We start from the raw sequence: 23,417 nt of genomic DNA, 5'->3' as shown, positions 1-23,417 counted from the left end.
GTAGAAAATAGCTAGAATTTTACAGTCATCTTCTGGCCGTCAGAAGTGGTACAGGAACCTTTTCCGCCGCCTTCGAATTTCTTGAGCTGGTCTTTCAAGTCAAAGTTACATTTCATGCTGACCCCGTCATGGCTGTACAGGGTGACGGATTTTTCATGGTACTTGATATCACCGTTAAAAACTGTTTCATCAGGCAGTTGGGCTTTAATAGTGTATGCTTCAAGTTCCGGTCTTTTGTTGGCGGTCATTTCCACCGTCCCGAGAGAAATCCCTTTTTCAGATGTGACTTCACCGGTCATCATAACAGGGGCGCAGGCAGCAAGACTCATCAGCAGTACGGTCAAAATTAAGAATCTGTAAATCATATTCGTAAACTCCTCGAATGCGGTTGTAGCAGGGGTGCGACAGTTTTGCAAAAAACATTATATTAAGCGGATTGTGGGACCTTTCTTTCGGTAAACGGTCAAAAATATAGTTGTAAAGTGGGATATGCCCCACAGAGAGATTTACGTTTTTGATGTTTTCAATTAAGTTCCCGTATAGAGCATGGACCTTAATGACAATCCTGACAATTCTGCACCTTTCGAGTGCTTCATTAGATAGTGTCGCAACTGGTGAAATTCCTTAGTTACGGGGCATGCTTAAATATCGTCAATGGCCGTGGATTAACATATAACTTAAGCAGCAGGAAAGAGATATGAAAATTTCTGAAAGACTTATGAGGGCTAAACCGTCAGCAACTCTGGCAGTAAATGCCAAGGCACAGGAACTGCGCGCACAGGGTAAGGAAATCGTAAGCCTCGCGGTTGGCGAGCCTGATTGTCCTACTCCGGCGCATGTCTGCGAAGCTATGAAGAAAGCTGTTGATGATGGATTTCACCGTTATACTGCAGTGCCCGGACTCCCGGAACTGCGCACAGCTGTGGCAAATTACTATGGTAAATTTTACGGTGCAAAAGCTGAAGCTGAGAATACCATTATCAGTAATGGTGGTAAGCATTCTCTGTATAATCTGTTCATGGCCCTGATCGATCCAGGCGATGAAGTGCTTATTCCTGCTCCCTACTGGGTAAGTTACCCTGCTATGGTTGAGTTGGCTGAAGGTAAGCCGGTCATCGTGCCTACAACTGCCGAGTCCGGCTTTCTGGCGGAGATCAAAGATCTTGAAGCAGCATGTACTGAAAAAACAAGACTGCTGATCCTGAACACTCCCTCCAACCCTACCGGTGGACATTACCCTCAGGCACAGCTTGATGAAATTGCCAACTGGGCCAAGTCCAAAGGCATCTTCATTGTTTCTGATGAAGTTTACGATCGTCTGGTATATAAACCGGCCGAGTATTCAACTCTTTCCAATTTCTGGGAAAAGAACCCTGAAGACGTAGCCATTGTAGGTGCGCTCTCCAAGAGTTTTGCCATGACCGGGTGGCGTGTTGGAACCACCCTTGCCCATGCCGATCTGGTAAAAGCCATGATCAAGATTCAGGGCCAGTCCACTTCAAACGTAAACACCATGGCCCAGAAAGCTGCACTGGCTGCTTTTGAAGGACCTTGGGATCTTATTGATGAAATGTGCGTTAAGTTTCAGCGTCGTCGTGACCTTGCTTACGATATCATCACATCATGGCCCGGTGTTATCTGCCCCAAACCGGACGGAGCCTTCTATCTCTTCCCGGTTCTGGATACCTTCTACACTGAAGAAACCCCGGATTCCGCTTCCATGTGCACCAAGATTCTGGAGGAAGCCGGAGTAGCTCTCGTACCCGGTTCCGCTTTCGGTGATGACCGCTGTATCCGCTTCTCTTATGCCGTGGATGATGAAGTTCTCAAAAATTCACTGGAAAAAATCGGCAAAGTGTTGATGGGAAAATAAAAAAAAAGTAAACATAGTCATATTTGATTGATGAAAAAATCAGCCTCTCCCGGTTGATGATTACCGGGAGAGGCTGCAACCCATACTAAGGGAGGTCGAATATGGCTGTTAATATTCTTGATTGGACCGACAGCTGGTACGAACGTCTTGATTCTGAATCCCATTGTGATTCCGCAGCTTCCATTGCTGCAAGATTCAGCGGAGAAGTGGCTGAAGGTAAACTGCCTTTCTGCTCCATGCCGTTCATGGCTTCCCTGCTCCATGATCTGGACGGCCTTGAAGATTACGTAAAAAGCTTCGACCATATGCTTCTGCTGGGTATAGGTGGTTCCGCACTTGGAGCACGTGCTTTGCAGAAGGCTTTCTTTCCGCAGCAGGATCAGCCCGGACATGAAGGTCCGTGGCTCTGGATTGCTGACAATGTCTGCGCCAAGACCCTTGACGCATATCTGCAAAAACTTCCTCTTGATAAAACACTTGTTGCGGTTGTCTCCAAATCCGGCGGCACAATCGAAACAATCAGCCAGTATTTCCTTGTCCGCGATAAACTTAAGCAGGACCTTGGTGATAACTGGAACCGCAACCTTCTTTTTGTAACCGATAAGGAAAAGGGATTCCTGCGTGAGCAGGCCGATGAATTTTCCGTACGCACCCTCGAAGTTCCTGACTATCTCGGAGGCAGATATTCCGTTCTTTCTGCTGTCGGGTTGCTTCCGGCAATGTTCATGGGTATTGATTACCGCTCGCTGGTGGAAGGTGCTTCTGCTGTCCTCTCGCCCTTGGCATCGCCGGCTCTTAACGGTGATCTGCTGAGTAGCCATCCGGCTTTTAAAATGGCCTGCTGGGCATCCGGTTTGATGGGTGAAGGGTACAACGAGCTGATTTTCTTTTCCTACATTCCGCAATGGGCCTGCTTCGGGCAGTGGTTTGCCCAGCTCTGGGCTGAAAGTCTCGGTAAGGAAGGCAAGGGCAGTCAGCCGCTTCCGGCCACCGGAGCCACAGACCAGCATTCCGTAAACCAGATGTTTCTGGATGGACCGCGTAACAAAGGTTGTCTGTTCCTGACCTGTCCCTCTTTGCCTGAAGGAGCTCCCTTTTCGGACGATATTCCGGACAATTTCGCTTATCTTAAAGGTAAGAGTTTTGGTGAATTGATCCATGCTGAAGGCCTCGGGACCAAGATGGCTCTTGCCGCAAATAAAGTCCCGTTGGTTGAAATGCAGATGGGTGATGATTCCGAGGAATCCGCCGGTCGTCTCATGGGTCTGCTTATGGCTGCAACCATTTTCACCGGTTGGCTGATCGAGATTAATCCTATTGACCAGCCTGCAGTGGAAATGGGTAAGTTGCTCGCCAAGGCACGTCTTGGCGCTGAGGGTTTGGAAAAGGAAAAGGAAAGTCTTAATTCCTTTCTGAATACTAAGCGGGAAGAACAGGAATTTTAGGGAGTTGATGCGCTGTCGCGCTTTTTGATAATCATCTCTGCACTCCCTGGTTGATTTAATTGGGGCAATTTAGGAATGACCCTAAGTTGCCCCTTTCTCTTTACTACCTGCCTTCTTTGAGGCACGAATAAGCAATCTATTACTCAATTATATCTATTAAAAGTTTTAGGAGAGTCCAGAGAGCCCTTTTATAAAATGGTTATCTGGTCCCCGAAGGGCCGCGGAGGCATTCTTTTGGATTCGCAACATCAAGATTCGCAACATCAAGATTTACAAGTTAAATCATTTCAGCTTGTTAAGCTTCTTTCATGGACTTTGCTGATTGTTATTATTGCCAGCAGCCTTGGACTTTCTGTTTTCCTGGCTAAACATGCGGATGAAACTCTTCTGGAAAAGCAGAAGCAATTCGCCTTGTTGCAGGCTGAGAACTTAAACCACCAGATTTATCGCCGTTTTATTCTACCTACTCTTATCGGTTACGGGCGCATCGGGTTGAAAAATAAGGAACAGATGGAGCGTCTTGATCAGGTTGTTCGTTCTACTGTTCACAGTTTCAAAGTAAACGAAGTGCGCATCTATGATCCGGAATTTACGATTTCATATTCGACTGATACCGAAATAATCGGCAGGGATGATCTTGGCGGAGGGTTCATCAAAGAGGTCATTGAAAGCGGTAAGCCTAGATATGAGTTCATCAGTAAGAAATCAACGCTGGCCCTTCTTTTTGATTTTCATATGCGCCCCGGAACAATGCAGCTTAAGATCGTTTATCCGCTGCGTTCTGAAAAGAGTTTGAATATTGATGAGAATGTGATCATGGGCGTGATGGAGATTACTCAGGATATTACCGAGGACTATCAGTCGGTTATTAATTTTGAGCGCTTGATCCTGTTCACTTCCAGTTTTTCAGCTTTGATTCTTTTCGCCACTATCATGGCCATTATCCGCCGTGCTGATATTATCAATGAACAACGTATGCGCGAACGGCGTGATTTTGAGAAAGAACTTAACCAGAGCGAAAAATTGGCCAGTATCGGACGTATGGTTTCCGGTGTGGCCCATGAGATTCGTAATCCGTTGGGAATTATCCGCTCCAGTTCAGAGCTTTTGCTCAAGAGGATGAAGGAAAGCGATCCGGTCAATGTTAAGATTCTGGGTGCTATCCATGAGGAAACCAAACGGTTGAGCCGCACAGTGAGCGATTTTCTTGATTACGCAAGGCCGCGTAAGATTGCCATGACCGCACTTGATCCTGCAGATTTGCTGGATAAAATTTATATGTTTCTGGAATCCAAATGCCGTCAAAGCAATATTGAGCTTAAGAGGGAATATCTTCCGGGACATCAGGTTTGCGGTGATGAAGACCTGCTTTATCGCGCTTTTTATAACCTTGTCGGCAACGCCATGCAGGCTGTGGAAAAGGATGGGTATATTGCTGTTTCCATAAATGAAGCAGAGGGTGGAATAAGTGTGGTTGTAAGTGATTCCGGTTCCGGGTTCACGCCTGAAATAATCGAGAAAGTTAAAGATCCGTTTTTTACAACAAAAGATAATGGAACAGGCTTAGGGCTTGCAATTGTGACCAATATTGTGGAAAGCCATAACGGAAAGCTGCGCATCGGGAATAATCCTGAAGGCGGGGCGCGTTTGGAAATATTTTTACCTAAAAAGAAAGACTGTTAGAAAATGCCTGCAAATATTCTCATACTGGACGACGAACAGAACTATCTACTCATTCTGGAAGCCTTGCTTTCAGATGAGGGGTATACCATTACCGCCCTTTCCGACCCGGAAACAGGTCTGGCCTATCTTGATGAATCAGAAGTTGATCTGGTCATCACCGATATGAAAATGCCCAAGCTGACCGGGCAGGATGTGCTGGAGCATGTGAAAAAGAATTTTTCTCACATTCCGGTAATTATAATGACCGCTTTCGGTTCTATTGAATCAGCTGTTGAGGCTATGAAAATAGGTGCTTTTGACTACATAACCAAGCCTTTTGCCAATGAGGAACTGATTCTTTCCGTTACCAAGGCTGCTCAGTTTGCCAAAGCACAACAGGAAAACAGGCAACTTCGCGAACAGATTAAAGACCGCTATTCACCCAGCAATATAATCGGACGTTCCAAGCCCATGCTGCAGGTCTTTGATATGATCAGCAAGGCCGCTCCGGGTAGCTCCACTGTGTTGATCACCGGGGAATCCGGGACCGGTAAAGAGCTTGTGGCGCAGGCTATTCATCAGGCTTCACCGCGTTGTGACAAGCCCTTTGTTTCCGTTAACTGCATGGCTTTTAACACCGGTGTTCTTGAGAGCGAACTTTTCGGACATGAAAAAGGTTCTTTTACCGGAGCCGTGGCCCGCAAGCGTGGCCGTTTTGAAGCTGCGGATCAAGGTACACTCTTTCTCGATGAGATAGGCGAAATTTCTCATGATATGCAGGTCAAGCTGTTGCGCGTGTTGCAGGAAAAGACCATTGAGCGCGTGGGTGGTGGGGAACCTATCAAGGTTAATATTCGCATTGTCGCCGCGACTAACAAGAATCTCAAGGAAGCTGTGGAAAAGGGCGAGTTCCGTGAAGATCTTTATTACCGTCTCAATGTAGTCAGCATCGAAATGCCGCCCCTGCGTGAGCGTCGCGAGGACATCCCTTTTCTGGTCGACCATTTCCTTGCCACCTATTCCGCTGACAACAATAAGGAATTTGACGGTTTTGCCCCGGCTGCTATGGATTACATGACCGCCTACGAATGGCCCGGAAACGTGCGTCAGTTGCAGAACGTCGTGGAACGTTGTGTTGTGCTTTCATCCGGCAAGGTAATTGAGACCGAAGACCTGCCCGCTGAGATCAAAGATGAGGAAGCGCAGTTCAAGAGCGCCGTTGACTTATTGCCTTCAAAGCTCAATCTTGCCGATACGTTGGATAAGATCGAAGCTACACTGGTACGAAGGGCGTTGGTCGCAAGTAACTTCGTCAAGGTTGATGCCGCTGATATGCTTGGAATCTCCAAGAGTCTTTTGCAGTATAAGCTGAAGAAGTATAAAATCACTGGGAAATAAGATACTTAAAAAGGGGTGGTGAACAACGTTCACCACCCCTTTTTTTTACAGAAAATTATAGTACATAGTCGTCTTGGCCGAATACTTGGAATGATCGGATAGATCATTATCTCGGGCATGTTCCTGCAAGACATCGTCACGGTATTCAAAGACATTGACTAGAAATCCGGCTTTGTCCTTGGTGATGAATAAGCCTTCGCGCTTGCCCTTCTTGTAATTCATCTCATCTTTAACATTGCCGTTGCGGTGAAAGGTGAAGGACTTGCCATCCAGCTGGGCCTGCGCGTTGTAATGGCGCATTTCCCTTATCTTACCGTTATCAAAATATTCGTAATTGTATCCTGCCTTGTCCCGGCCTACGAAGAACTTTTGCTTAATATTACCGTTGGGCCAGTAGAGGGAGTGGTATCCGTAAATTATGCCGTCACTGTGCGTACCCCTTTCGCGCAGTTTTCCATCCGGGTAATAGTGGTAGAATCTGCCTTCCATTACTCCATTCTTAATTACAATCCGGCTCTTGGGGAATTGCTGTCCTGCGTCGTAATATTCTGTGTAGATTCCGCTGAATGGCTTATTGGTGTCGATAAGAATAATCTTATCCTGCTCAAAGCTGAGCTCGTAGAAAGTAGCTTCCTGCTGTGAGCATGCGGTCAGCAGCATTAAAAACAAGGTCATCAAACAAAACAGCAACTTTCTAGGCATACTCATCTCCATTTTCCGCAGATGGTGCTTTCTAAACCATCTGATTACCAGTCAACTGGCAATCTTACTTTTTTCTTTTCCTTATTAGTAAATAACACGTATCCGTTCTCTTTGCCAAACAGGTAGACATCGCGGGTAACTGCCACGTCCTGCTTGCAGTATTCGGTAATTAGGTCCAGACGGCCTTCTTTCCACCATTCAAGAGCCTGTAGGCCGTCCGCACTTTTGGCGGCATCAAGAGTCGCCTGGGCGATGTTATCCAGCTTCAGGCGGTAACCCAGCCGTTCATAGACCTTGAGCAGCAGGTCCAGCGTGGGCAATCCTTTGTAGTTGAAGGGATGGATACCGGACAGGACCTTGTAATCGAATCGTTCAATGTTGAAGCCGATGATCAGGTCCAGCTTTTGGACGCGTTCCATCATTTCCGGGATTTGATCTTCTTCATATTCGAAATATTTATCTTCAGTGGAATCGTAGAGCACGGCAATGGAAATGCCCATGCGTTCGGCCTTGTGCCAGCCGCCTACATCCTGCGCCGAGCGGCGGGTTTCCACATCAAGCACGCCAAAGCTTTTGGGTTCTTTGGAGCTTTCTTCCTTTTTTACATCTTCGCCGAAGGGAACCAGTACCATAGATAAATCCTCTATTTTTTCCGGTGGTTGTCCGTTAACCATGTTTTCCAGCACGTAAACGGCCGCAGCCTTATCGATGGGCCGGTTGCCGGAACCGCATTTAGGGGAATGTACACACGTGGGGCAGCCCAGCTCGCATTCACAGTCTACGATGACCTGTAAGGTGCGTTCAAGTAGTTCTTCAGCCTGTTCAAAAGCCTGCATGGTCAGTCCTGCGCCACCGGGAATGCCGTCATAGATAAAGACCGCCGGACCATCTACCTGCTCGTGCATGGGCGTGGAAATACCGCCAAGATCGTTGCGGTCGGTAAGTACCAGCAGGGGAGTTATGCCGATTGCAGCATGCTCCACGGCATGGATACCGCCCATGAAATGGATAAAATCCTCTTCGGCCCTGCGTTTGATCTCAGGTGAAATTTCCATCCACAAACCTTGGGTTTCAAATACTACCGGGGGCATGTCCAGCGGCACTATTCCAAGCAGCTTTCCACCTTTTACAGCCCGCTTTTCATATCCGGTGACTTGTTCAGTTACCCGCAGCCTTCCGAAGCGCATGACAATGCCGAAGACTTTTTTCTGGGAATAGACCTCAAGGATTTCAGTGGATTTATTTTTTCGTGCCCGGGTGTAGTAACCTACGCGTTCCTTTGCGGCCTTGATCTTCTTGGCTCCGAGGTCCAGTTCTTTGATGCAGTAAGTGGAGCCGCGATGGATGTATACTGCACCCTCGTGTGCTTCGGAATAGGCCCGAACTTCATCAATGGTGCCGATGGTGGCTCCATTGGCGGAGTCCTCAATGTGCATGGTTGATCCGGCTCCGCGCAGGGAGACTTCACGGTGCGGACGTTTGCGTGTGGAATATATTTCATCGCCGCGTTTGTTGCGTAGCAATATTCCTTCTTTTTCCAGTTCAGTTACCCGTTTTTTGATTTCTTCATCACGAAGCAGATAGTCGTTATCGCGCAGGGTTAGTTCCGCTGCGGCGCAGACTAAATGTCGTTGCATGATTACCGGATTGTAAGGATTGAGTACTGCGTTTTCAGCTGGGCGGGAAAAGAAGTCCTCGGGGTTGCGCATGAAATATTGATCGAGAGCATCCTCCTGCCCGATGAGGATTACAGCTGATTCGCGTTGGCTGCGCCCAACGCGGCCTCCTCGCTGAAGAGTAGCCATTACTGAACCGGGATAGCCCACCATAATGCAGAGATCGAGCCCCCCGATATCAATGCCCAGTTCAAGGGCGCTGGTGGAGATAACCGCCAGCAATTCCCCGGAAGACATCTTCTGCTCAATCTCTCGCCGTTCTTCGGGCAGGAATCCGGCCCGGTAGGCACTGATGCGGTCCTTGTATTCTCCGGCTTTTTCGTTGACCCACATGGCGATAAGTTCGGTCATCTTGCGCGACTGGGTGTAGACGATCGTCCGCAGGCCGCGTGCGAGTCCGGCCTTGAGCAGCTGAATTGCGGCGCTGTAAGGTGAAACAACCGGATTGAAAAATATGTAGTTGCGTTTGCCGGAAGCCGCTCCTGATTCGGTGATTGGGTTTACTTCCAGTCCGGTCAGGTCGTGGCAGAGCTGTGCAGGATTGCCCACGGTAGCTGAAGAAAAGATGAATGAAGGATTGGCTCCATAATATCTACAGATGCGCAGCAGGCGGCGGAAAACCATAGCCATGTGCGATCCCATCACTCCGCGGTAGGTGTGGACTTCATCAACAACAATGTGGGTCAATCCGGCTAGGAATGGCGCCCATTTCTCATGGTACGGCAACATGGAAAGATGCAGCATTTCCGGGTTGGTCAGGATTACTGCAGGCGGGGTATCACGTATTTTCTTGCGTCTGTAGGGGGAGGTGTCGCCATCATAGATAGCTGCTTCTGGACGGGCGTGTTCCGGGAGCAGCGCAGCCATCTCATTGAATGTTTTGAGCTGGTCCTGCGCAAGGGCCTTGAGCGGGAAAAGATAAAGTGCGTGGGAATCGGGATCACGCAGACATTGTTCCAGCACCGGCAGGTTATAAGTCAGGGTCTTTCCGCTTGCTGTAGGAGTGGCAACAACCACGTTGCGTCCGGCGCGGGCGTAATCCGTAGCCTCAGCCTGATGGGAATACAGCTGCTCAATATTTCTGAACCCGAGTACGGAATTTACCGAGGGTGAAAAAGGGCGGCGCGGTGCGCCATAGGAGGGATCTGTTCCGTCCATGGTCCTGTGGTGGACAACTTGATCGCCCATGGTAGGTGAAGCGAGCAGGGAGTTGATATATTCTTGGATTCTGTCTTGATCATGCATCAGGCAAATAGAGTCATATCGTAATTAAGATTCGTCAAGAAAAAAGGGCCGTGTGTCGAAACACACGGCCCTTGAATTAGCTTGGTCTGTAAAGCGTAAGTTATGCTTTTACAGTTTCAGCAGCAGTTTCAGCGTTCTTGGCTGCAATGTCAGAAGCAGCGGTGAAGATAACGTCTGTGGAGCTGTTCAGTGCGGTTTCAGCGGAGTCCTGAATTACACCAACGATGAAACCTGCAGCAACAACCTGCATGGAGATTTCGTTGGGAACACCGAAGAGGGAGCATGCGAGGGGGATCAGCAGCAGGGAACCGCCGGCAACACCGGAAGCACCGCAAGCGGATACGGAAGCGATGATGCTGAGCAACAGTGCTGTTGCAATGTCAACCTGAATACCGAGGGTATGTACCGCAGCAAGGGTCATAACGGTGATGGTGATCGCTGCACCACCCATGTTAATGGTAGCGCCGAGGGGGATGGATACGGAGTAAGTGTCTTCGTGCAGGTCGAGTTTCTCACACAGTTCCATGTTAACCGGAATGTTCGCTGCGGAGCTGCGGGTAAAGAATGCGGTAATACCACTTTCACGCAGGCAGGTGAAAACGAGGGGGTAAGGATTGCGTTTGGTCTTGAAGAATACGATGGCCGGGTTGATTACCAGAGCGATGGTACCCATGGAGATGAGCAGAACCATGATCAGGTGGCTGTATCCTGCCAATGCGGCAAAACCGGTAGTGGCGATGGTGTTGGATACCAGACCGAAAATACCCAGAGGTGCAAAGCGGATAACCAGTTTAACGATTCCGGAAACGCCGTCGGAGATGTCATTCAGAACCTGTTTGGTTGCATCGCTTGCATGCTGGAAAAAGAAACCGAGAGCGAGGGCCCAAGCAAGGATACCGATGAAGTTACCGGTATAAAGAGCGTTGACCGGGTTATCCACGATCTTGAAAAGCAGGGTGTTCAGAACTTCAGCAATACCACCGGGAGGGGTTGCACTGGTTTCAGTTGCAACAAGGGTAAGGGTGGTGGGCATCAGGAAGCTCATGGTAACAGCAACCAGTGCGGACATGAATGTTCCGATCAGGTACAGGGAAATAATGGAACGCATGTTGGTGTGCGCGCCTTTTTTCTGGTTTGCGATGGATGCTGCAACAATTACGAAAACCAGGATAGGTGCAACTGCTTTCAGGCCCTTAACAAAAAGGCTACCAAGAATGCTGATAGATTTTGCTGCTTCGGGAGCAACGGTTGCCAGTGCGATACCTGCTGCAATACCGATCATGATCTGTACTACCAGACTGCCGGATGCAATGCGTTTAAAGATGTTAGTTGATTGAGTCATTTTTATCCCCCGTGTTTTGAAAAAAAATTATGCTAGACGGCTTTGGTCATAGGTAGATGTTGAGATTCTTGTCAACATTTTTGTGTCAAATAAATTAATAGTTAATTTAAACCCTGTTTTTTTTCGTATTGAGCAAAAAAACAATAAGCAAAACACAAGCATAGATAGTTGCACAACATTAGGTTACTATTGTATAGTGTCCGATTTTGAATAAAGTACTGAATGTATATTCAGTCAATAATGTGTTTTATAATAAAAAAATGCGTCAATATATGACCGTCATTTTTCTAATCGCAAGATATTTTGATAAAATTTTTCTAAAAACGTAAAATTGGTGATTGCTTGTTGTACTGATGACCACTATGTAACTTTTTTTAAGATCTAAATTGAAAACAGGACAAAAACATGGCTGAATCTCCACAAAAGTACATTTACTATTCAATTGCAGCTTCAATTATTACCATGTTCCTTAAAACGTGGGCTTGGTACGTTACTGATTCTGTAGGTTTGCTTTCCGATGCATTGGAAACTCTGGTCAACCTTTCGGCGGCGCTGTTTGCTTTGGCCACACTGACCCTGGCTTTGAAACCAGCTGATGAGCGGCATGCTTATGGACATGGAAAAGCAGAGTATTTTTCCAGTGGTGCTGAAGGGATGCTTATTCTAATTGCTGCAGTGGGGATTATTTATGCATCGGTGGAAAGGTTTTTGAGTCCGGCTGTTCCGCAGAATTTGGGCATAGGTCTGGGCATAGCATTGGTTTCTTCTGTAGTGAATTATGTAACTGCCAAGATTATGCTTAAGGGAGCCGAGGCTCACGATTCCATTACTCTTGAGGCTGATGCAAAACACTTGCTGACTGATGTATGGACTTCCGTAGGACTGGTTGCCGGGTTGGGGGTGATGCTTTTCACTCCGCCTTCATGGTCATTTATCGATCCGGTAATCGCTATGGTTATGGCCGGGAATATTGTTTTTACGGGATTTTCACTGATCAAGAAGTCTTACTCCGGGTTGATGGATAATGCTCTTCCCCATGAAGAGCTGATGACTATTGATGCAGCTATTCGCAATTGTAGCGGAGAAGATGCGCTTTATCACGGTTTGCGGACACGTAAGGCCGGATCACAACGCTTTGTAGATTTTCACCTGCTCCTTTCGGGAGATTCAACTCTCACTGAGTCTCATGATTTATGCACGGAGATTGAAGACTGTATCAAGTCGGATTTAAAAAATTGTCATGTGACCATTCATGTTGAGCCGAAAGAAGATGTCGCTTCATATGATTGTGACGAGATAGGCGGCCTATGCGGATCCATGATCAGGATCAGAGAAAAGTTCGGAGATAAGGATTGATTACGTATGTCCCAGTCCTGCAAAATCAATCACGTCCATTGCGATACTGAACTTGAAAGTATTCTGTTGCTGCCTGATGGCGAAGGTCCTTTTCCGGCTGTATTGCTTTTTCATGAGTATACCGGACTGAATGAAGTAACAGTCAGCCATGCAAAGCGTCTTGCAGCAGCGGGCTATGCTGTGTTTGCCGCAGATTTTTATGGCGCCAGCAATCGTCCTGCCAATATAGATGAAGCTCGCAGTACTCACCGTATCTATCGTAATGACCGTCAGCTTATGCGTGAACGGGCCAGGGCATGTCTTGCTGTTTTGCAGGATCATGCGGATGTTGATCCTGAGCTGATTTTTGTACTTGGGTTCTCTTTCGGCGGAGGTGCGGCTTTGGAGCTTGCCCGTACCGGAGAAAAATTGAGGGGTGCTGTTTCGGTCTACGGTTACCTCGATACCAGCCATCCGGTAGCAGCGGGAGATATTGAATGCCCTCTACTTGCCGTCCATGTAAATAACGATCCCGTGGTTCCCGAAGAGCATTTATTGATGTTTAGGCAAGAGATGAATGCTGCTGAAGTGATATATGATTTGATTCAGTTGGATAATGCACATCACGGTTTTGCCAATCCTAAAGATGCAGGGTTTGATGCAGTGCTTGCTGAAGAAATGTGGAATACGGTGTCTAGCTGGTTAAAATATAATAAATAGTAAATTAAAACATTTTAAAATAAGAACCCCCGGCACAGATGTACCGGGGGTTCTTATTTTAAAATGTAAGTTGTTTTCTACCAGCTGTTGCGGTGAACCCTTTCTTCTTTGTAGCGATCCTTCCGTTTGGATTCCTGTTTGGGGTGGCCGATCACCATAAAGCCCAGCGGAATTACCTGTTCGGGCAGATTGAACAGTTTTTTAAAGCCTTGAACTCTTTCTTCAATGGGGTGGATTCCGGTCCAGACCGCGCCAAGTCCTTTAGCGTGTGTAGCGAGCAGCAGGTTTTGGATGGCTGCTGAGCAATCCTGTACCCAATATCCGGCGTATTTTTCAAGACTGAGATCGCCGCAGACAAGAATTCCTATAGGGGCGTTCTTGGCCATGGCGGCATATTCGTTAATGTCTGGAACGGCATTAAGCTTTTCACGGTCATCCACAACTATAAATTGCCAGGGCTGGGCATTTCCCGCACTGGGGGCCATCATGGCTGCGCTGAGGATATCCTTGATGTTTTCTTCAGATACAGCTTTATCTTCGAATTTTCTGATGCTTCTGCGGGAGTGGATTGCTTCAAATACATCCATGTCTACTATCTCCGTTGAATAATTATTGTATGAATGTCTTTTCTATAACACAGCGCAGGACAAAAGCAGATCATATTTTTGTATGATTATAAGGTTGGACAATTTGTCTGATGCGAATTGCCGGAATTTGTTTTTATCTAGAGGCAGAGATAATTATAAATAGTGCTTGATTTTAACTCTCACTGTAGTATTCTACTCATAATCACACCCCTGATTTGGTCTGAAATACTTTTGGTTATTTTGCAGTCCAACCCCTTGGCGGTGCCGTTCTCCTCCCTCGCTAACCGTTCGGCACCGCCTATCCTTTCCTTAAAGAAGAAAGGGTGCACTTCCTGAGAAGTGCACCCTTTCTTTGATTTTATGATCTGTCCGAATTGCTATTTGTTTTTAAAAGCAATGCGGAAGCAGGTGATTGCTCCACCCCAGGTAATAGCGAGGCCGAAGAGCATCATAATGATTGCGCTGGTAGTCATGGCTTATCTCCTTTTGAGGAAGCTGCTGTTGGTGGAAGATACATTCGCAAATGCGCGGTCCTGTGAGGACAGTGCGAAGCCTACTGCAAGGCAGAGGGCAAGAGTTGCCCAGCCGAATGCAACAATAGCTGTGTTGGAGTATCCGCCGTAGTTTTTGGAGAGATCACCGATGAAGTTGGTCACAATCATGAAACCGAGCATTGCCGGAACAATGAAGCGCAGGCTGTTCAGCCACAGGGAACCAACCCTGATTTCAGAGGTTTTGTTAACGTGAACGCGCATTTCATCGAGATTGCAGAACCATGCTACAAATACGATTTCAATGAAACCACCAATGAGAATACCGAAGTTGTTGACGAAGTGGTCAACGATATCAAGCAGAAGAAGTCCGCCTCCGGTAGTGAAAACGATGCTGACCAGAAAGCCGAGGGAGCAGCAGATTGCTACAGCTTTCTTACGGGAAACACCGAATTTGTCGATTACTGAAGAAGTAATAACTTCGTTGATGGAGATCATGGAAGAGAGACCGGCAACGACTAGTGCCAGGAAGAAGAGCACGCCGAAGAATACAGGCGCGGGCATCAGGTTGATTGCGGTGGGCAGGGTGATGAAGGCAAGGCCTACACCTGCACCGGCAACTTCACTGATGGGAACACCCTGCTGCTGGGCCATGTAGCCGAGCACGCTGAAGATCATGATACCGGAGATTATGCTGAATCCGCAGTTGATGAAAACAGTCATGCAGGCGTTGTTGTTGATGTCGGATTCCTTGGGCAGGTAACTGGAATAAGAAAGCATGATACCAAACCCGATGGAGAGACTGAAGAAGATCTGGCCGAATGCATCAGCCCAGACTTTACCGTCCATGATGGCGGAGAAGTCCGGCTTGAAGAGCCAGTTGATACCGTCCATTGCTCCGGGGAGCATCAGACCTCTTCCGATGAAGATAAACACAAGCAGGAAGAGAAGGGGCATGAATACTTTGTTTACCCTTTCAATACCGGCTTTAACTCCGGTAAACAGGGCAATAAAGGTGAATGCCCAGGCTGCGGCGGTTGCAAGGAAGATGGAACCCTGCACATTGCCCATGTTCATGGGGGAATCGGTCAGACCGAGGAAGCTTCCGAAGAAGAAATCCTTGGGAGCGTCTCCCCATCCTTGAGTGAAGGCAAGGCCCACGTAGTTCATCGCCCATGCGATAACTACAACGTAATAAGAGGCAATGATGAAAGAAACCACTACCTGCCACCAGCCGAGCCATTCCCATTTTTTGGAAATGGATGAGAAAATTTTTGGCGCGGAACCCTTGAATTTCTGGCCGAGACCGAATTCAAGGATCATGAAGGGGATACCCGCAGCAAGCATTGCTACGAAATAGGGGATGAGGAATGCACCACCACCGTTTTCATAAACCATGTAGGGAAAACGCCAGATGTTACCCAACCCAATTGCAGAGCCCACGGCGGCAAGAATAAAGCCGGAACGGGAACCCCATGTTTCTCTTTTTTGCATGTTGTTTGAACTCCTTAAGAAAAAACCAGCTGAAACAGCAACCATTTTGCTGATTCAGCAAAAACTATATGTAAAATGCGCTAAACGCACAATTGAGCATACCGCATAGAATACATTTCGATTATTGTCCATCAAATTAAGTGTCTGGATTTCGAAATGGATTGCAATCAGTGTGCAGTCTGGATGTTATTATTGATATCTGGAATGCAAAATTAAGCAAAATGAAATTTTATTATAAATATTTTTGTATTTCGAAAAATAAAGGTACATTGAAGAAAAGAACAGAAAAAATGATTCTGCTGAGGGGTGAAGGAAAATTTGCTTAGCGCTGCATCAGAGCAAAAGAGCACATAAAATAGAGTACTCGACTAATGATCATCTTGATATTATGGTTGATCAGATAAATTTAAGGAGTCTGGTTATGGCGCATATTCTTGTTCTTGATGACGTTGTTGACGCGGGAATACTTCTCAAGCGAATTCTTGAACGTAAAGGGCACAAAGTAAGTGTTTTTTCTGAGGAAGAGGAGGCTCTTTCGTTTATCTCCGACAGCGATGTCGAGCTGGCGATCCTCGATATTAAACTCAAGAAGATGACCGGGGTTGAGGTGCTGGAGGAGATGAAAAAACTTATGCCCGAATTGAAGGTGATCATGCTTACAGGATATCCGACCCTTGAGACTGCACGTGAATCACTTAAGCACGGAGCCAATGAATATTGCGTTAAGCCCATAGATAAAGAAGAGCTTGAGCTTAAGGTGGAGGATGTTCTGGCCCGTTGATTTATTCTTCCCGGTACTCTCCAAGCTGCTCCACTGTTGCAATAACTTCAGTTGTTGTTCTGTTCGGTGAGACAGGGTTAAATACCGCTCTGATATACATTTTTTTATTTCCGGTTACGGAAATGTAGTTGCCTTCATAGATCGCAGACTCACCATTCAATGCTTTGCTTATAACCTCCCTCATTTCAGGAGTACCTTTTTTCGCGGTACTAAAGCCTATTAATTCTTTTTTTGTTGATCCCATAAGCTCCATAAATTTGGGATTGCAGTCTCTGATAACTCCTTCGTGGTCAAAGTAGATCACGCCTAATGGTGAATTATCAAATATTACCCTGTATTTTTGCCTCTCTTCCAAGATGGCCTGCTCCGCTTTTTCCCTTTCCATGATCTGGTTTTGGAGCCTAACATTCAAGATTTCATTGTTCCGGTGCGTCTGGCAGGAAATAATTGATTCAGCTAGCCTGATGTTTATTTTCTGCAATGACTTAAGCATTGAATGCGGCAGAGGATAAAGACCTTTCCCAATCATCAGGAATCCTGCATCAGGTAGATTCATAAGATAATAGTGGTCTCCTTCAAAAGAGGTGTGCAGAGGAAGGCTTTCTCTAAGATTGTTGAGTTGATCTTCTGTTTCGCAGCTTGAAATTTTTGCGCTGAAATCATCAAAGGCAGATTGTTGTTTTTCCCTCATGGGAATGGAAAATGCTTTGTCGAAAGAATGTGAGTTCTTGTTTTGCAGTAAAATCCTTGCACTCATGCAGCATAAGCGTCGCAGGTATGTTGAAATTGCCGTTGAAAGCATTGTTTCAAGATCCATGCTTTTGCCAACTGACATGGCTATTTCATAAAGAAGTTGTTCTTGGATTCTGATGCTCACAGTTCCTCCAATACGGCCAAAACAGTTGTCTTATTATGAAATTCCAATGATTGCTTTTCCTGAGTGGCTATTTCTCCGAAAGATAGAAAACCGAGCAGAGGGATATCCGGGAGATGCAGGGCTTTCAGTTCATGCTCGAAATTGTCTTTGAGAAATAGTGCCCTTGAAATACAGTCTACAACGAGTCCTACTGAGTTCTCACCGATGCTGAATCCGGGTTTGCAGGTTGAGATCTGGCTTGATGCTTTAATCAGGGATTCCGTGTTGCCGTGGAGTATGTCTACAAAGGATCCTTCCATTATCTCGCCTACACAGGTCAAAGCCCCTGCTTCATCAACCTTCACCGGGTCACGTACAATTGGGTCACTGCACATGCTCGAAATCCCGAATGGATAGGACATGGCAATGCGTGAGAAGTTTTCAGGAGTAATATATTTCCCGGAATGCTCGCGGATGACTTCTTTGTAGATGCTGAACGCAGGCATCCAGTTAATTGTTTTAATTATGTTACGGTCCGCTTCCGTTACTTTGAAAGGCCCTTTGATGGGATTCCAGCCGTGGCTGATATTCACTGTACTTTGAGTTTTCAGTAAGCCGATTATGGCTGCATCTTCCAGTAATCCTTGATTGCTGATGATGGGTTGTCTTTTAAGGCTTAGTGATCCGGTACCTCCCCCGATGATATTGCGTTCGATACCGATGTGGGTGAACATTGCATTGATAAAAGAAGATATTCGGCTGGCAAAACCGTCGGTGAGAACAAATATAGTTTCCGGAATGTTGTCGTTTTCAAATATTATATCCAAGGGGCGCATGAAATCTGTCTCGGGATCGCTCATTTCCTTGATTATAGATATTTCGGGTTTTTGGGAAAGGCTGAGTACTATGGTGCCGGTTTCCAATGTTTCTTTTTCGTGGATTATGCCCGGAAAAATGCCTCCCATAAGCGGAACAGGGCACTCTTTAAATATCTGGTCTACATTTTCAGGTCTGAATCCGTTTTTATCGCAGGCAAAAATGATTATTCCATTCACTTCATCCCGTGCAGCTGTTTTTTCCAGAATTGTTGCAAGGGATTGCACACTGCCTGTCTGTTCCAATTCAATATGCATTCGTGATCTCCACAGTATATTTATAGCTTTCTTCTTAGTTACCAAAAAATAGAATGGCGTGCAGGTAAAAAGCTCACTTGTTAGATACGCTGATGAATTTATAATGATAGAGCTTGAACAACGCCCTTAAATCTGCTTTCTATAGGCACGCTTCCAGCGAGGAAGTGTGCAGCAAGTAAAATATAACAAGGTTTCATCATATAAAAAATAGCCGGCGTTTCCCCGGCAGCAGTTTAAGGAGAAATTAAAATGTCTGATTTGTCTATACTTTTTCCCGGTCAGGGTTCTCAGGAACCTGGAATGGGTCGTGATCTTGCTGAAAAATGGTCCACTGCCATGGATATGTGGAAATTTGCTGAGGCTGAATCCGGCCTGTCTCTGCGTGAAATCTACTGGGAAGGCGATGCTTCTGATATGGCTAAGACCGATGCATTGCAGCCCGGTCTGACTGTGGTAAACCTGACTATATGGTCTTATCTTAAGGAAAGCCTCAAGCCTGCAGCAACCGCCGGACACAGCCTTGGTGAGTTTGCATCCCTTGGTGCTTCCGGCATTCTTTCCGTAGAAGACACCATCAAGGCTGTCTGCCTGCGCGGTAAGCTTATGTCTCAGGTTTCCAACGAAGACCACGGTATGGCTGCGGTGCTGAAGCTGGATCAGGCTGCTGTTGAAGAAGCAGTTGAATTCGGTGCATCCGAAACCGGAAAGGAATTGCGTGTGGCAAACTACAACTCTCCGGCTCAGTATGTGATCAGCGGTGAGAAGGCTGCCATTGACGCTGCCGGAACTGTGATCAAGGAAAAGAAAGGCCGCGCTATTCCCCTGCCGGTCAGCGGTGCTTTCCACAGTCCCCTTATTCAGGATGCTGCAGATGAATTTGCAGCCTACCTTGGCAAGTTGGATTGGAATGCTCCTGCATTTCCGGTTTACTTCAACGCAACCGCTGAAACTGAATCAAATCCCGAAGCAATCAAGAAGATCATGTGTTCACAGATGACTTCATCCGTACGCTGGATCGAAATCGTATCCAACCAGTACGCTGCCGGAGCGCGCAATTTCCTCGAACTCGGTCCCAAGGGTGTGCTGACCAAACTGTTGGTAGCCAACCTCAAGGGCAAGGAATACGAAGGAAAGGGCATCGGTAATTTGGAGCAGGCTGAAGCTTTAAAATAGTGGAAGGGCTTCGTAACCAGAAAAGTAAAAGGACCAGTCCGTTAGGGCTGGTCCTTTTTTTGGGTCTAAACTGAACAGGTTCCGCTTTCAGAGCAGTAATTGTCGAGTACATTCATCATCTGGTTGGTGAAGTAAACGCAATTGTGTTCGTTAAAGCAGCTGCTCACATATGAGGAGTCCATGTGGGTGGACAAGGAGTTTGAACCGTCTTCAAGGGTAATGATCCATGCGTCCTGTTCTTCATTGAACTCGGTGGACATGCCGATATTGAATCTTTCTATTTCCGGGTAAAGGTCCATGACCATCTGCCGGATTTGTGAGTCGTTAAGTCTCATAGTTCCCCCTCCGTTAGTTTGAGTGAGAGGATATATTTTTATCGATTCGTTCTATTGGTTATATTTAGAATATAAATTGTAAATTGCGACTGTCAATGAATGGCGTTGAACAAAAAAGGGGGATTGGCCTAAAATGGTCAATCCCCCGAATTGTGCGCTGTCTCTGTTAAATCGTGCATGCTCCACTTTCCGTACAGTAGTTATCTATAAATCCCATCATCTGGTTGCTGAAATAGATACAATTCTGTTTATCGATGCAACTGCTCGCATAGGTTGAGTCCATGTGTGTGAACATGGAACTGGATCCATTTTCAAGGGTTACGATCCAGGCTTCCTTGTCCGCATTGTACTCCGCCGAAACGTTAAGGTTGAATTTTTCAATTTCCGGATAAAGGTCCATGACTTTTTTCCGGATTTGCGCTCCTGTCATCGCCATGCTTCCCTCCATTTGCTTTTGGCGTGAAGGGCCCACATTCCACACCGTTCATCACCACTCTTAAATAATATATTATTAAAGTTGCCGGTCAATTTTTTTATATAAATTTATAGTTAATAACTGTTGATGGTTAGCTATTAGGCTAATTTTGGCATGTTAAAAGTAGTATTTTTGATGTGTTTATAGATTAAAAAGGTAATTATGGTATTATTTAAAAGATATCATTTTTACTGTTTACTATATTTGATGGTAGAGAGATTTGATGGCCGAGTAAAAAGTGCTATGGTTTGTAAAACTATTTCATTGTGATAAAATTTACTTCGGTGCCATAAATACTGAAATATATGTTTATGCTCTGCATGAATAATCAACTTACGGGGTAAATATGAAAACTTTGACAGCTTCACGTATGGAGCGATGCATTGGTTGCCATTCCTGTTCTTTTGCGTGTGCGCGGCTGGTACACAAGCTGCTTTCATGGAATACGGCCGGAATCAGGATTTCTTCCTCCGGGGGCCTTTCCACCGGCTTTGTAGCCAAGGTTTGTATGGCTTGTTCTCCAGCTCCCTGTGCCGAAGTTTGTCCTACCGGTGCCATGAGGGGGCGCAAGAAAGGTGGTGGGGTTATCCATAAAAAAGATCTTTGTATTCGTTGTGGTAAATGCGCGGAAGCCTGTCCTGTGGACGCCATTTATCTGGATTTGAAAGACCGTCCTTATGTATGCATTCATTGCGGCAGGTGTGTTGAGTTCTGCCCGCATGAATGTCTGGAAATGGTTGAATCAGACGAGAGGAGGGACTCATAATGATACGCGATTACTTCAGGGTCCTTGTGGTCGATCTGGGAAGCGGAAAAGGCAATGTTGTTAAAGTTGATGGGCGTAATGAATTTGCCGGAGGCAGCGGGCTTGGAGCTTTGCTGTTTGATAAATACGGGCATGTGGACCGTCCTTGGGATGATCCTGATCAGCCGCTTATTTTTTCCATCGGTCCTTTGACCGGATTATTTCCGCTCATGAGCAAGACTGTTTGTTCCTTTAAATCTCCTTACCACGATCAGTTCGCCGAGAGTCATGCCGGGGGGCGTTCTGCTCTGGCTATCCGTTTTGCGGATTTTGATGCCTTGGTTATCAAAGGACGTGCCCCGCGCTTATCATGCCTTTCTCTTGGTATGAGGCATCTGGAAGTTAAGGATGTTCAATTCTTAGCCGGGAAAGACGTTTTCAGTACTGGTAAAATCCTGCGGTCCATGTTTCCCGGTTCCGGACATAGGTCTATCCTGCGCATCGGTCCTGCCGGGGAGAAGCTCTCAGCAATGGCTTGCATCAATGCCGACACCTACCGTCATTTCGGGCGGTTGGGCTCCGGTGCAGTCATGGGGGCCAAGAATCTCAAGGGGATCGTGATTCAGGGGGACGGGTCTTTCGCGCTGCCGGAAAATAAGGAGTATTCCAAGGTATACGGACAGGTTTACGAGAAGATGACCGCCACCGATATGATGAGCAAGTATCACAACCTCGGTACTGCGGCTAATCTCGATGCGCTGAATGAATTGGAATCTCTGCCTTGGCGTAACCTGCAGGCTACCAAGGATGAAAAGATAACCGGAATTACCGGAAAGAAATTTGCCGATGACACCCTGCTGCGCAATGCGGCCTGTGCCGGATGTCCGGTGGGCTGTATCCATATCGGGTTTGTACGCGAAAAATTTATGGAGGATAACCAATACCTCTATCGTCAGGTGGCTTACGATTACGAGCCCATCTTTGCCACCGGGTCTATGCTTGGAGTGACTGACGCCTTTCAGGTGCTGGGTATAATGGACGAAGTGGAAAAAGGCGGTCTGGATGTCATGTCCGGCGGTGTGGCTCTTGCCTGGGCAACTGAAGCTTATGAAAAGGGATTGGTCAGCGAGGCCGAGACTATCGTCCCTCTCGCCTTTGGTGATGCTGAGGGCTACAAAAAGGCTGTGCAATATCTTAGCAATGCGGAAAACGAGTTTTATGCTGCTCTGGGTAAAGGATCGCTGGTGGCAGCCGCAAAGTACGGCGGCGAGGACTTCGCTTGCGTACTTGGTCAGGAGATGGCCGGATATGCAACCGGGGAAGCTTTTTATGTGGCTGAAGGGCTGGGATTCCGTCATTCCCATCTCGATTCCGGCGGTTACTCATGGGACCAGAAGAACGACCGCAAGGATGCAGCTGAAGTCTGTGACTTCCTGATCAGCGATGAAACCGGACGGGCATTCCTTACTTCCATGGTTTCCTGCCTCTTCGGGCGCGGGGTCTACAAGGATGAAGTTCTTGCCGAGTGCTTGAGGTCTGTCGGCTATGAAGAAATAGCTGAAAATATGGAGCTTATCGGAGAAAGAGTCCGGGCTATGCGTTGGAAAATTCGTTTCGCTACCGGCTATAATCCCGATGAGATCAGTATTCCCAAGCGCTACAGTGAAATCACAACTTGGAAGGGTAAAACAGACCCGGAATATATGGAAAAACTCAAGAATGAGTATGGTCGTAGAATTCGCGAATTGGTCTCAGATGAGGCTCTTGAGAAGCTAAATTTGAAATAAATCGAGGAAAAATTAAAAAAGTGCTTGCCAAGCGTGTACTGTTTGGTTAGTAATCTCTCCTCAGCGGCGCCGAGGTAGCTCAGTCGGTAGAGCAGGGGACTGAAAATCCCCGTGTCGGCAGTTCAATTCTGTCCCTCGGCACCACTAAGTGCATAGAATAGC

At 46.8% G+C, this 23,417-nt stretch carries 21 protein-coding genes and 1 tRNA gene; 11 read left to right on the top strand and 11 right to left on the bottom strand.

What is annotated here, in order from left to right:
* Positions 1–11 precede the first annotated feature (11 nt).
* Complete coding sequence (locus ACNI23_RS15060) at positions 12–365, bottom strand: hypothetical protein (RefSeq protein WP_420249904.1); 354 nt, start codon at positions 363–365, stop codon at positions 12–14.
* A gap of 332 nt (positions 366–697) precedes the next feature.
* Here ACNI23_RS15060 and ACNI23_RS15055 point away from each other — a divergent pair, with 332 nt between their 5' ends.
* The 4 genes from ACNI23_RS15055 to ACNI23_RS15040 all read left to right on the top strand — a co-directional run bounded on the left by ACNI23_RS15055 (position 698) and on the right by ACNI23_RS15040 (position 6,378).
* Positions 698–1,873 (top strand): pyridoxal phosphate-dependent aminotransferase, encoded by a 1,176-nt coding sequence (locus ACNI23_RS15055; protein WP_420249902.1) that lies wholly within the window; start codon positions 698–700, stop codon positions 1,871–1,873.
* Between the two features lie 101 nt (positions 1,874–1,974).
* Complete coding sequence (locus ACNI23_RS15050; RefSeq protein ID WP_420249901.1) at positions 1,975–3,318, top strand: phosphoglucose isomerase-related protein; 1,344 nt, start codon at positions 1,975–1,977, stop codon at positions 3,316–3,318.
* 234 nt (positions 3,319–3,552) lie between these two features.
* Positions 3,553–5,001, top strand: a complete 1,449-nt coding sequence (locus ACNI23_RS15045; protein WP_420249899.1) for a sensor histidine kinase — start codon at positions 3,553–3,555, stop codon at positions 4,999–5,001.
* A gap of 3 nt (positions 5,002–5,004) precedes the next feature.
* On the top strand, positions 5,005–6,378 hold the full coding sequence (locus ACNI23_RS15040; protein WP_420249897.1) for a sigma-54-dependent transcriptional regulator: 1,374 nt from the start codon (positions 5,005–5,007) through the stop codon (positions 6,376–6,378).
* A 45-nt stretch (positions 6,379–6,423) separates the two neighbouring features.
* Here the strand turns inward: ACNI23_RS15040 and ACNI23_RS15035 are convergent, their stop codons facing one another.
* The 3 genes from ACNI23_RS15035 to sstT all read right to left on the bottom strand — a co-directional run bounded on the left by ACNI23_RS15035 (position 6,424) and on the right by sstT (position 11,343).
* Positions 6,424–7,080, bottom strand: a complete 657-nt coding sequence (locus tag ACNI23_RS15035) for a toxin-antitoxin system YwqK family antitoxin (protein WP_420249896.1) — start codon at positions 7,078–7,080, stop codon at positions 6,424–6,426.
* Between the two features lie 44 nt (positions 7,081–7,124).
* Positions 7,125–10,001 (bottom strand): DEAD/DEAH box helicase, encoded by a 2,877-nt coding sequence (locus ACNI23_RS15030; protein WP_420249894.1) that lies wholly within the window; start codon positions 9,999–10,001, stop codon positions 7,125–7,127.
* Positions 10,002–10,101: 100 nt separating this feature from the next.
* Entirely contained in the window at positions 10,102–11,343 is a 1,242-nt protein-coding gene (gene sstT, locus ACNI23_RS15025) for a serine/threonine transporter SstT (protein ID WP_420249892.1), read from the bottom strand.
* Between the two features lie 405 nt (positions 11,344–11,748).
* Here sstT and ACNI23_RS15020 point away from each other — a divergent pair, with 405 nt between their 5' ends.
* Complete coding sequence (locus ACNI23_RS15020) at positions 11,749–12,699, top strand: cation diffusion facilitator family transporter (RefSeq protein WP_420249890.1); 951 nt, start codon at positions 11,749–11,751, stop codon at positions 12,697–12,699.
* A gap of 6 nt (positions 12,700–12,705) precedes the next feature.
* A complete protein-coding gene (locus tag ACNI23_RS15015) occupies positions 12,706–13,398 on the top strand; it encodes a dienelactone hydrolase family protein (RefSeq protein WP_420249888.1) in 693 nt (230 codons plus the stop codon).
* 77 nt (positions 13,399–13,475) lie between these two features.
* Here the strand turns inward: ACNI23_RS15015 and ACNI23_RS15010 are convergent, their stop codons facing one another.
* The 3 genes from ACNI23_RS15010 to ACNI23_RS15000 all read right to left on the bottom strand — a co-directional run bounded on the left by ACNI23_RS15010 (position 13,476) and on the right by ACNI23_RS15000 (position 15,970).
* Positions 13,476–13,985: a nitroreductase family protein gene (locus ACNI23_RS15010; protein WP_420249887.1), complete on the bottom strand. Its 510-nt coding sequence runs from the start codon at positions 13,983–13,985 to the stop codon at positions 13,476–13,478.
* 377 nt (positions 13,986–14,362) lie between these two features.
* The gene (locus ACNI23_RS15005) at positions 14,363–14,458 is read right to left on the bottom strand and encodes a MetS family NSS transporter small subunit (protein ID WP_420249885.1); all 96 of its coding nucleotides are present in this window, start codon (positions 14,456–14,458) and stop codon (positions 14,363–14,365) included.
* Positions 14,459–14,461: 3 nt separating this feature from the next.
* Positions 14,462–15,970 carry a sodium-dependent transporter gene (locus tag ACNI23_RS15000; RefSeq protein ID WP_420249883.1) on the bottom strand — a complete coding sequence of 503 codons (1,509 nt, stop codon included), beginning with the start codon at positions 15,968–15,970 and terminating at the stop codon, positions 14,462–14,464.
* A 421-nt stretch (positions 15,971–16,391) separates the two neighbouring features.
* On the opposite strand from ACNI23_RS15000, the gene ACNI23_RS14995 reads away from it, so the two are divergent.
* The gene (locus ACNI23_RS14995; protein ID WP_420249881.1) at positions 16,392–16,751 is read left to right on the top strand and encodes a response regulator; all 360 of its coding nucleotides are present in this window, start codon (positions 16,392–16,394) and stop codon (positions 16,749–16,751) included.
* 1 nt (position 16,752) lies between these two features.
* On the opposite strand, the gene ACNI23_RS14990 is transcribed toward ACNI23_RS14995, so the two are convergent.
* Positions 16,753–17,628: a PAS domain-containing protein gene (locus tag ACNI23_RS14990; RefSeq protein WP_420249879.1), complete on the bottom strand. Its 876-nt coding sequence runs from the start codon at positions 17,626–17,628 to the stop codon at positions 16,753–16,755.
* Positions 17,625–18,740, bottom strand: coding sequence for an FIST signal transduction protein (locus ACNI23_RS14985; RefSeq protein ID WP_420249877.1), 1,116 nt, complete (start codon positions 18,738–18,740; stop codon positions 17,625–17,627). The genes ACNI23_RS14990 and ACNI23_RS14985 overlap by 4 nt, the downstream gene beginning before the upstream one ends.
* Before the next feature lie 249 nt (positions 18,741–18,989).
* On the opposite strand from ACNI23_RS14985, the gene ACNI23_RS14980 reads away from it, so the two are divergent.
* Entirely contained in the window at positions 18,990–19,913 is a 924-nt protein-coding gene (locus ACNI23_RS14980) for an ACP S-malonyltransferase (RefSeq protein WP_420249876.1), read from the top strand.
* A gap of 65 nt (positions 19,914–19,978) precedes the next feature.
* Here the strand turns inward: ACNI23_RS14980 and ACNI23_RS14975 are convergent, their stop codons facing one another.
* Entirely contained in the window at positions 19,979–20,248 is a 270-nt protein-coding gene (locus ACNI23_RS14975; protein ID WP_420249874.1) for a hypothetical protein, read from the bottom strand.
* Between the two features lie 166 nt (positions 20,249–20,414).
* Positions 20,415–20,684 carry a hypothetical protein gene (locus tag ACNI23_RS14970; protein WP_420249873.1) on the bottom strand — a complete coding sequence of 90 codons (270 nt, stop codon included), beginning with the start codon at positions 20,682–20,684 and terminating at the stop codon, positions 20,415–20,417.
* A 385-nt stretch (positions 20,685–21,069) separates the two neighbouring features.
* Here ACNI23_RS14970 and ACNI23_RS14965 point away from each other — a divergent pair, with 385 nt between their 5' ends.
* The 3 genes from ACNI23_RS14965 to ACNI23_RS14955 all read left to right on the top strand — a co-directional run bounded on the left by ACNI23_RS14965 (position 21,070) and on the right by ACNI23_RS14955 (position 23,399).
* Positions 21,070–21,489, top strand: coding sequence for a 4Fe-4S binding protein (locus ACNI23_RS14965; RefSeq protein WP_420249872.1), 420 nt, complete (start codon positions 21,070–21,072; stop codon positions 21,487–21,489).
* Positions 21,489–23,255, top strand: a complete 1,767-nt coding sequence (locus ACNI23_RS14960; RefSeq protein WP_420249871.1) for an aldehyde ferredoxin oxidoreductase N-terminal domain-containing protein — start codon at positions 21,489–21,491, stop codon at positions 23,253–23,255. The genes ACNI23_RS14965 and ACNI23_RS14960 overlap by 1 nt, the downstream gene beginning before the upstream one ends.
* A gap of 68 nt (positions 23,256–23,323) precedes the next feature.
* Positions 23,324–23,399, top strand: a tRNA-Phe gene (locus ACNI23_RS14955).
* The last annotated feature ends 18 nt before the right edge of the window (positions 23,400–23,417 follow it).

It is taken from the genome of Maridesulfovibrio pacificus (SeqCode), from assembly GCF_048612815.1.
GTDB lineage: Bacteria > Desulfobacterota > Desulfovibrionia > Desulfovibrionales > Desulfovibrionaceae > Maridesulfovibrio > Maridesulfovibrio pacificus.
Note: the sequence above shows the minus strand (reverse complement) of the source record. Positions and strands in the feature narration are given on the sequence as shown.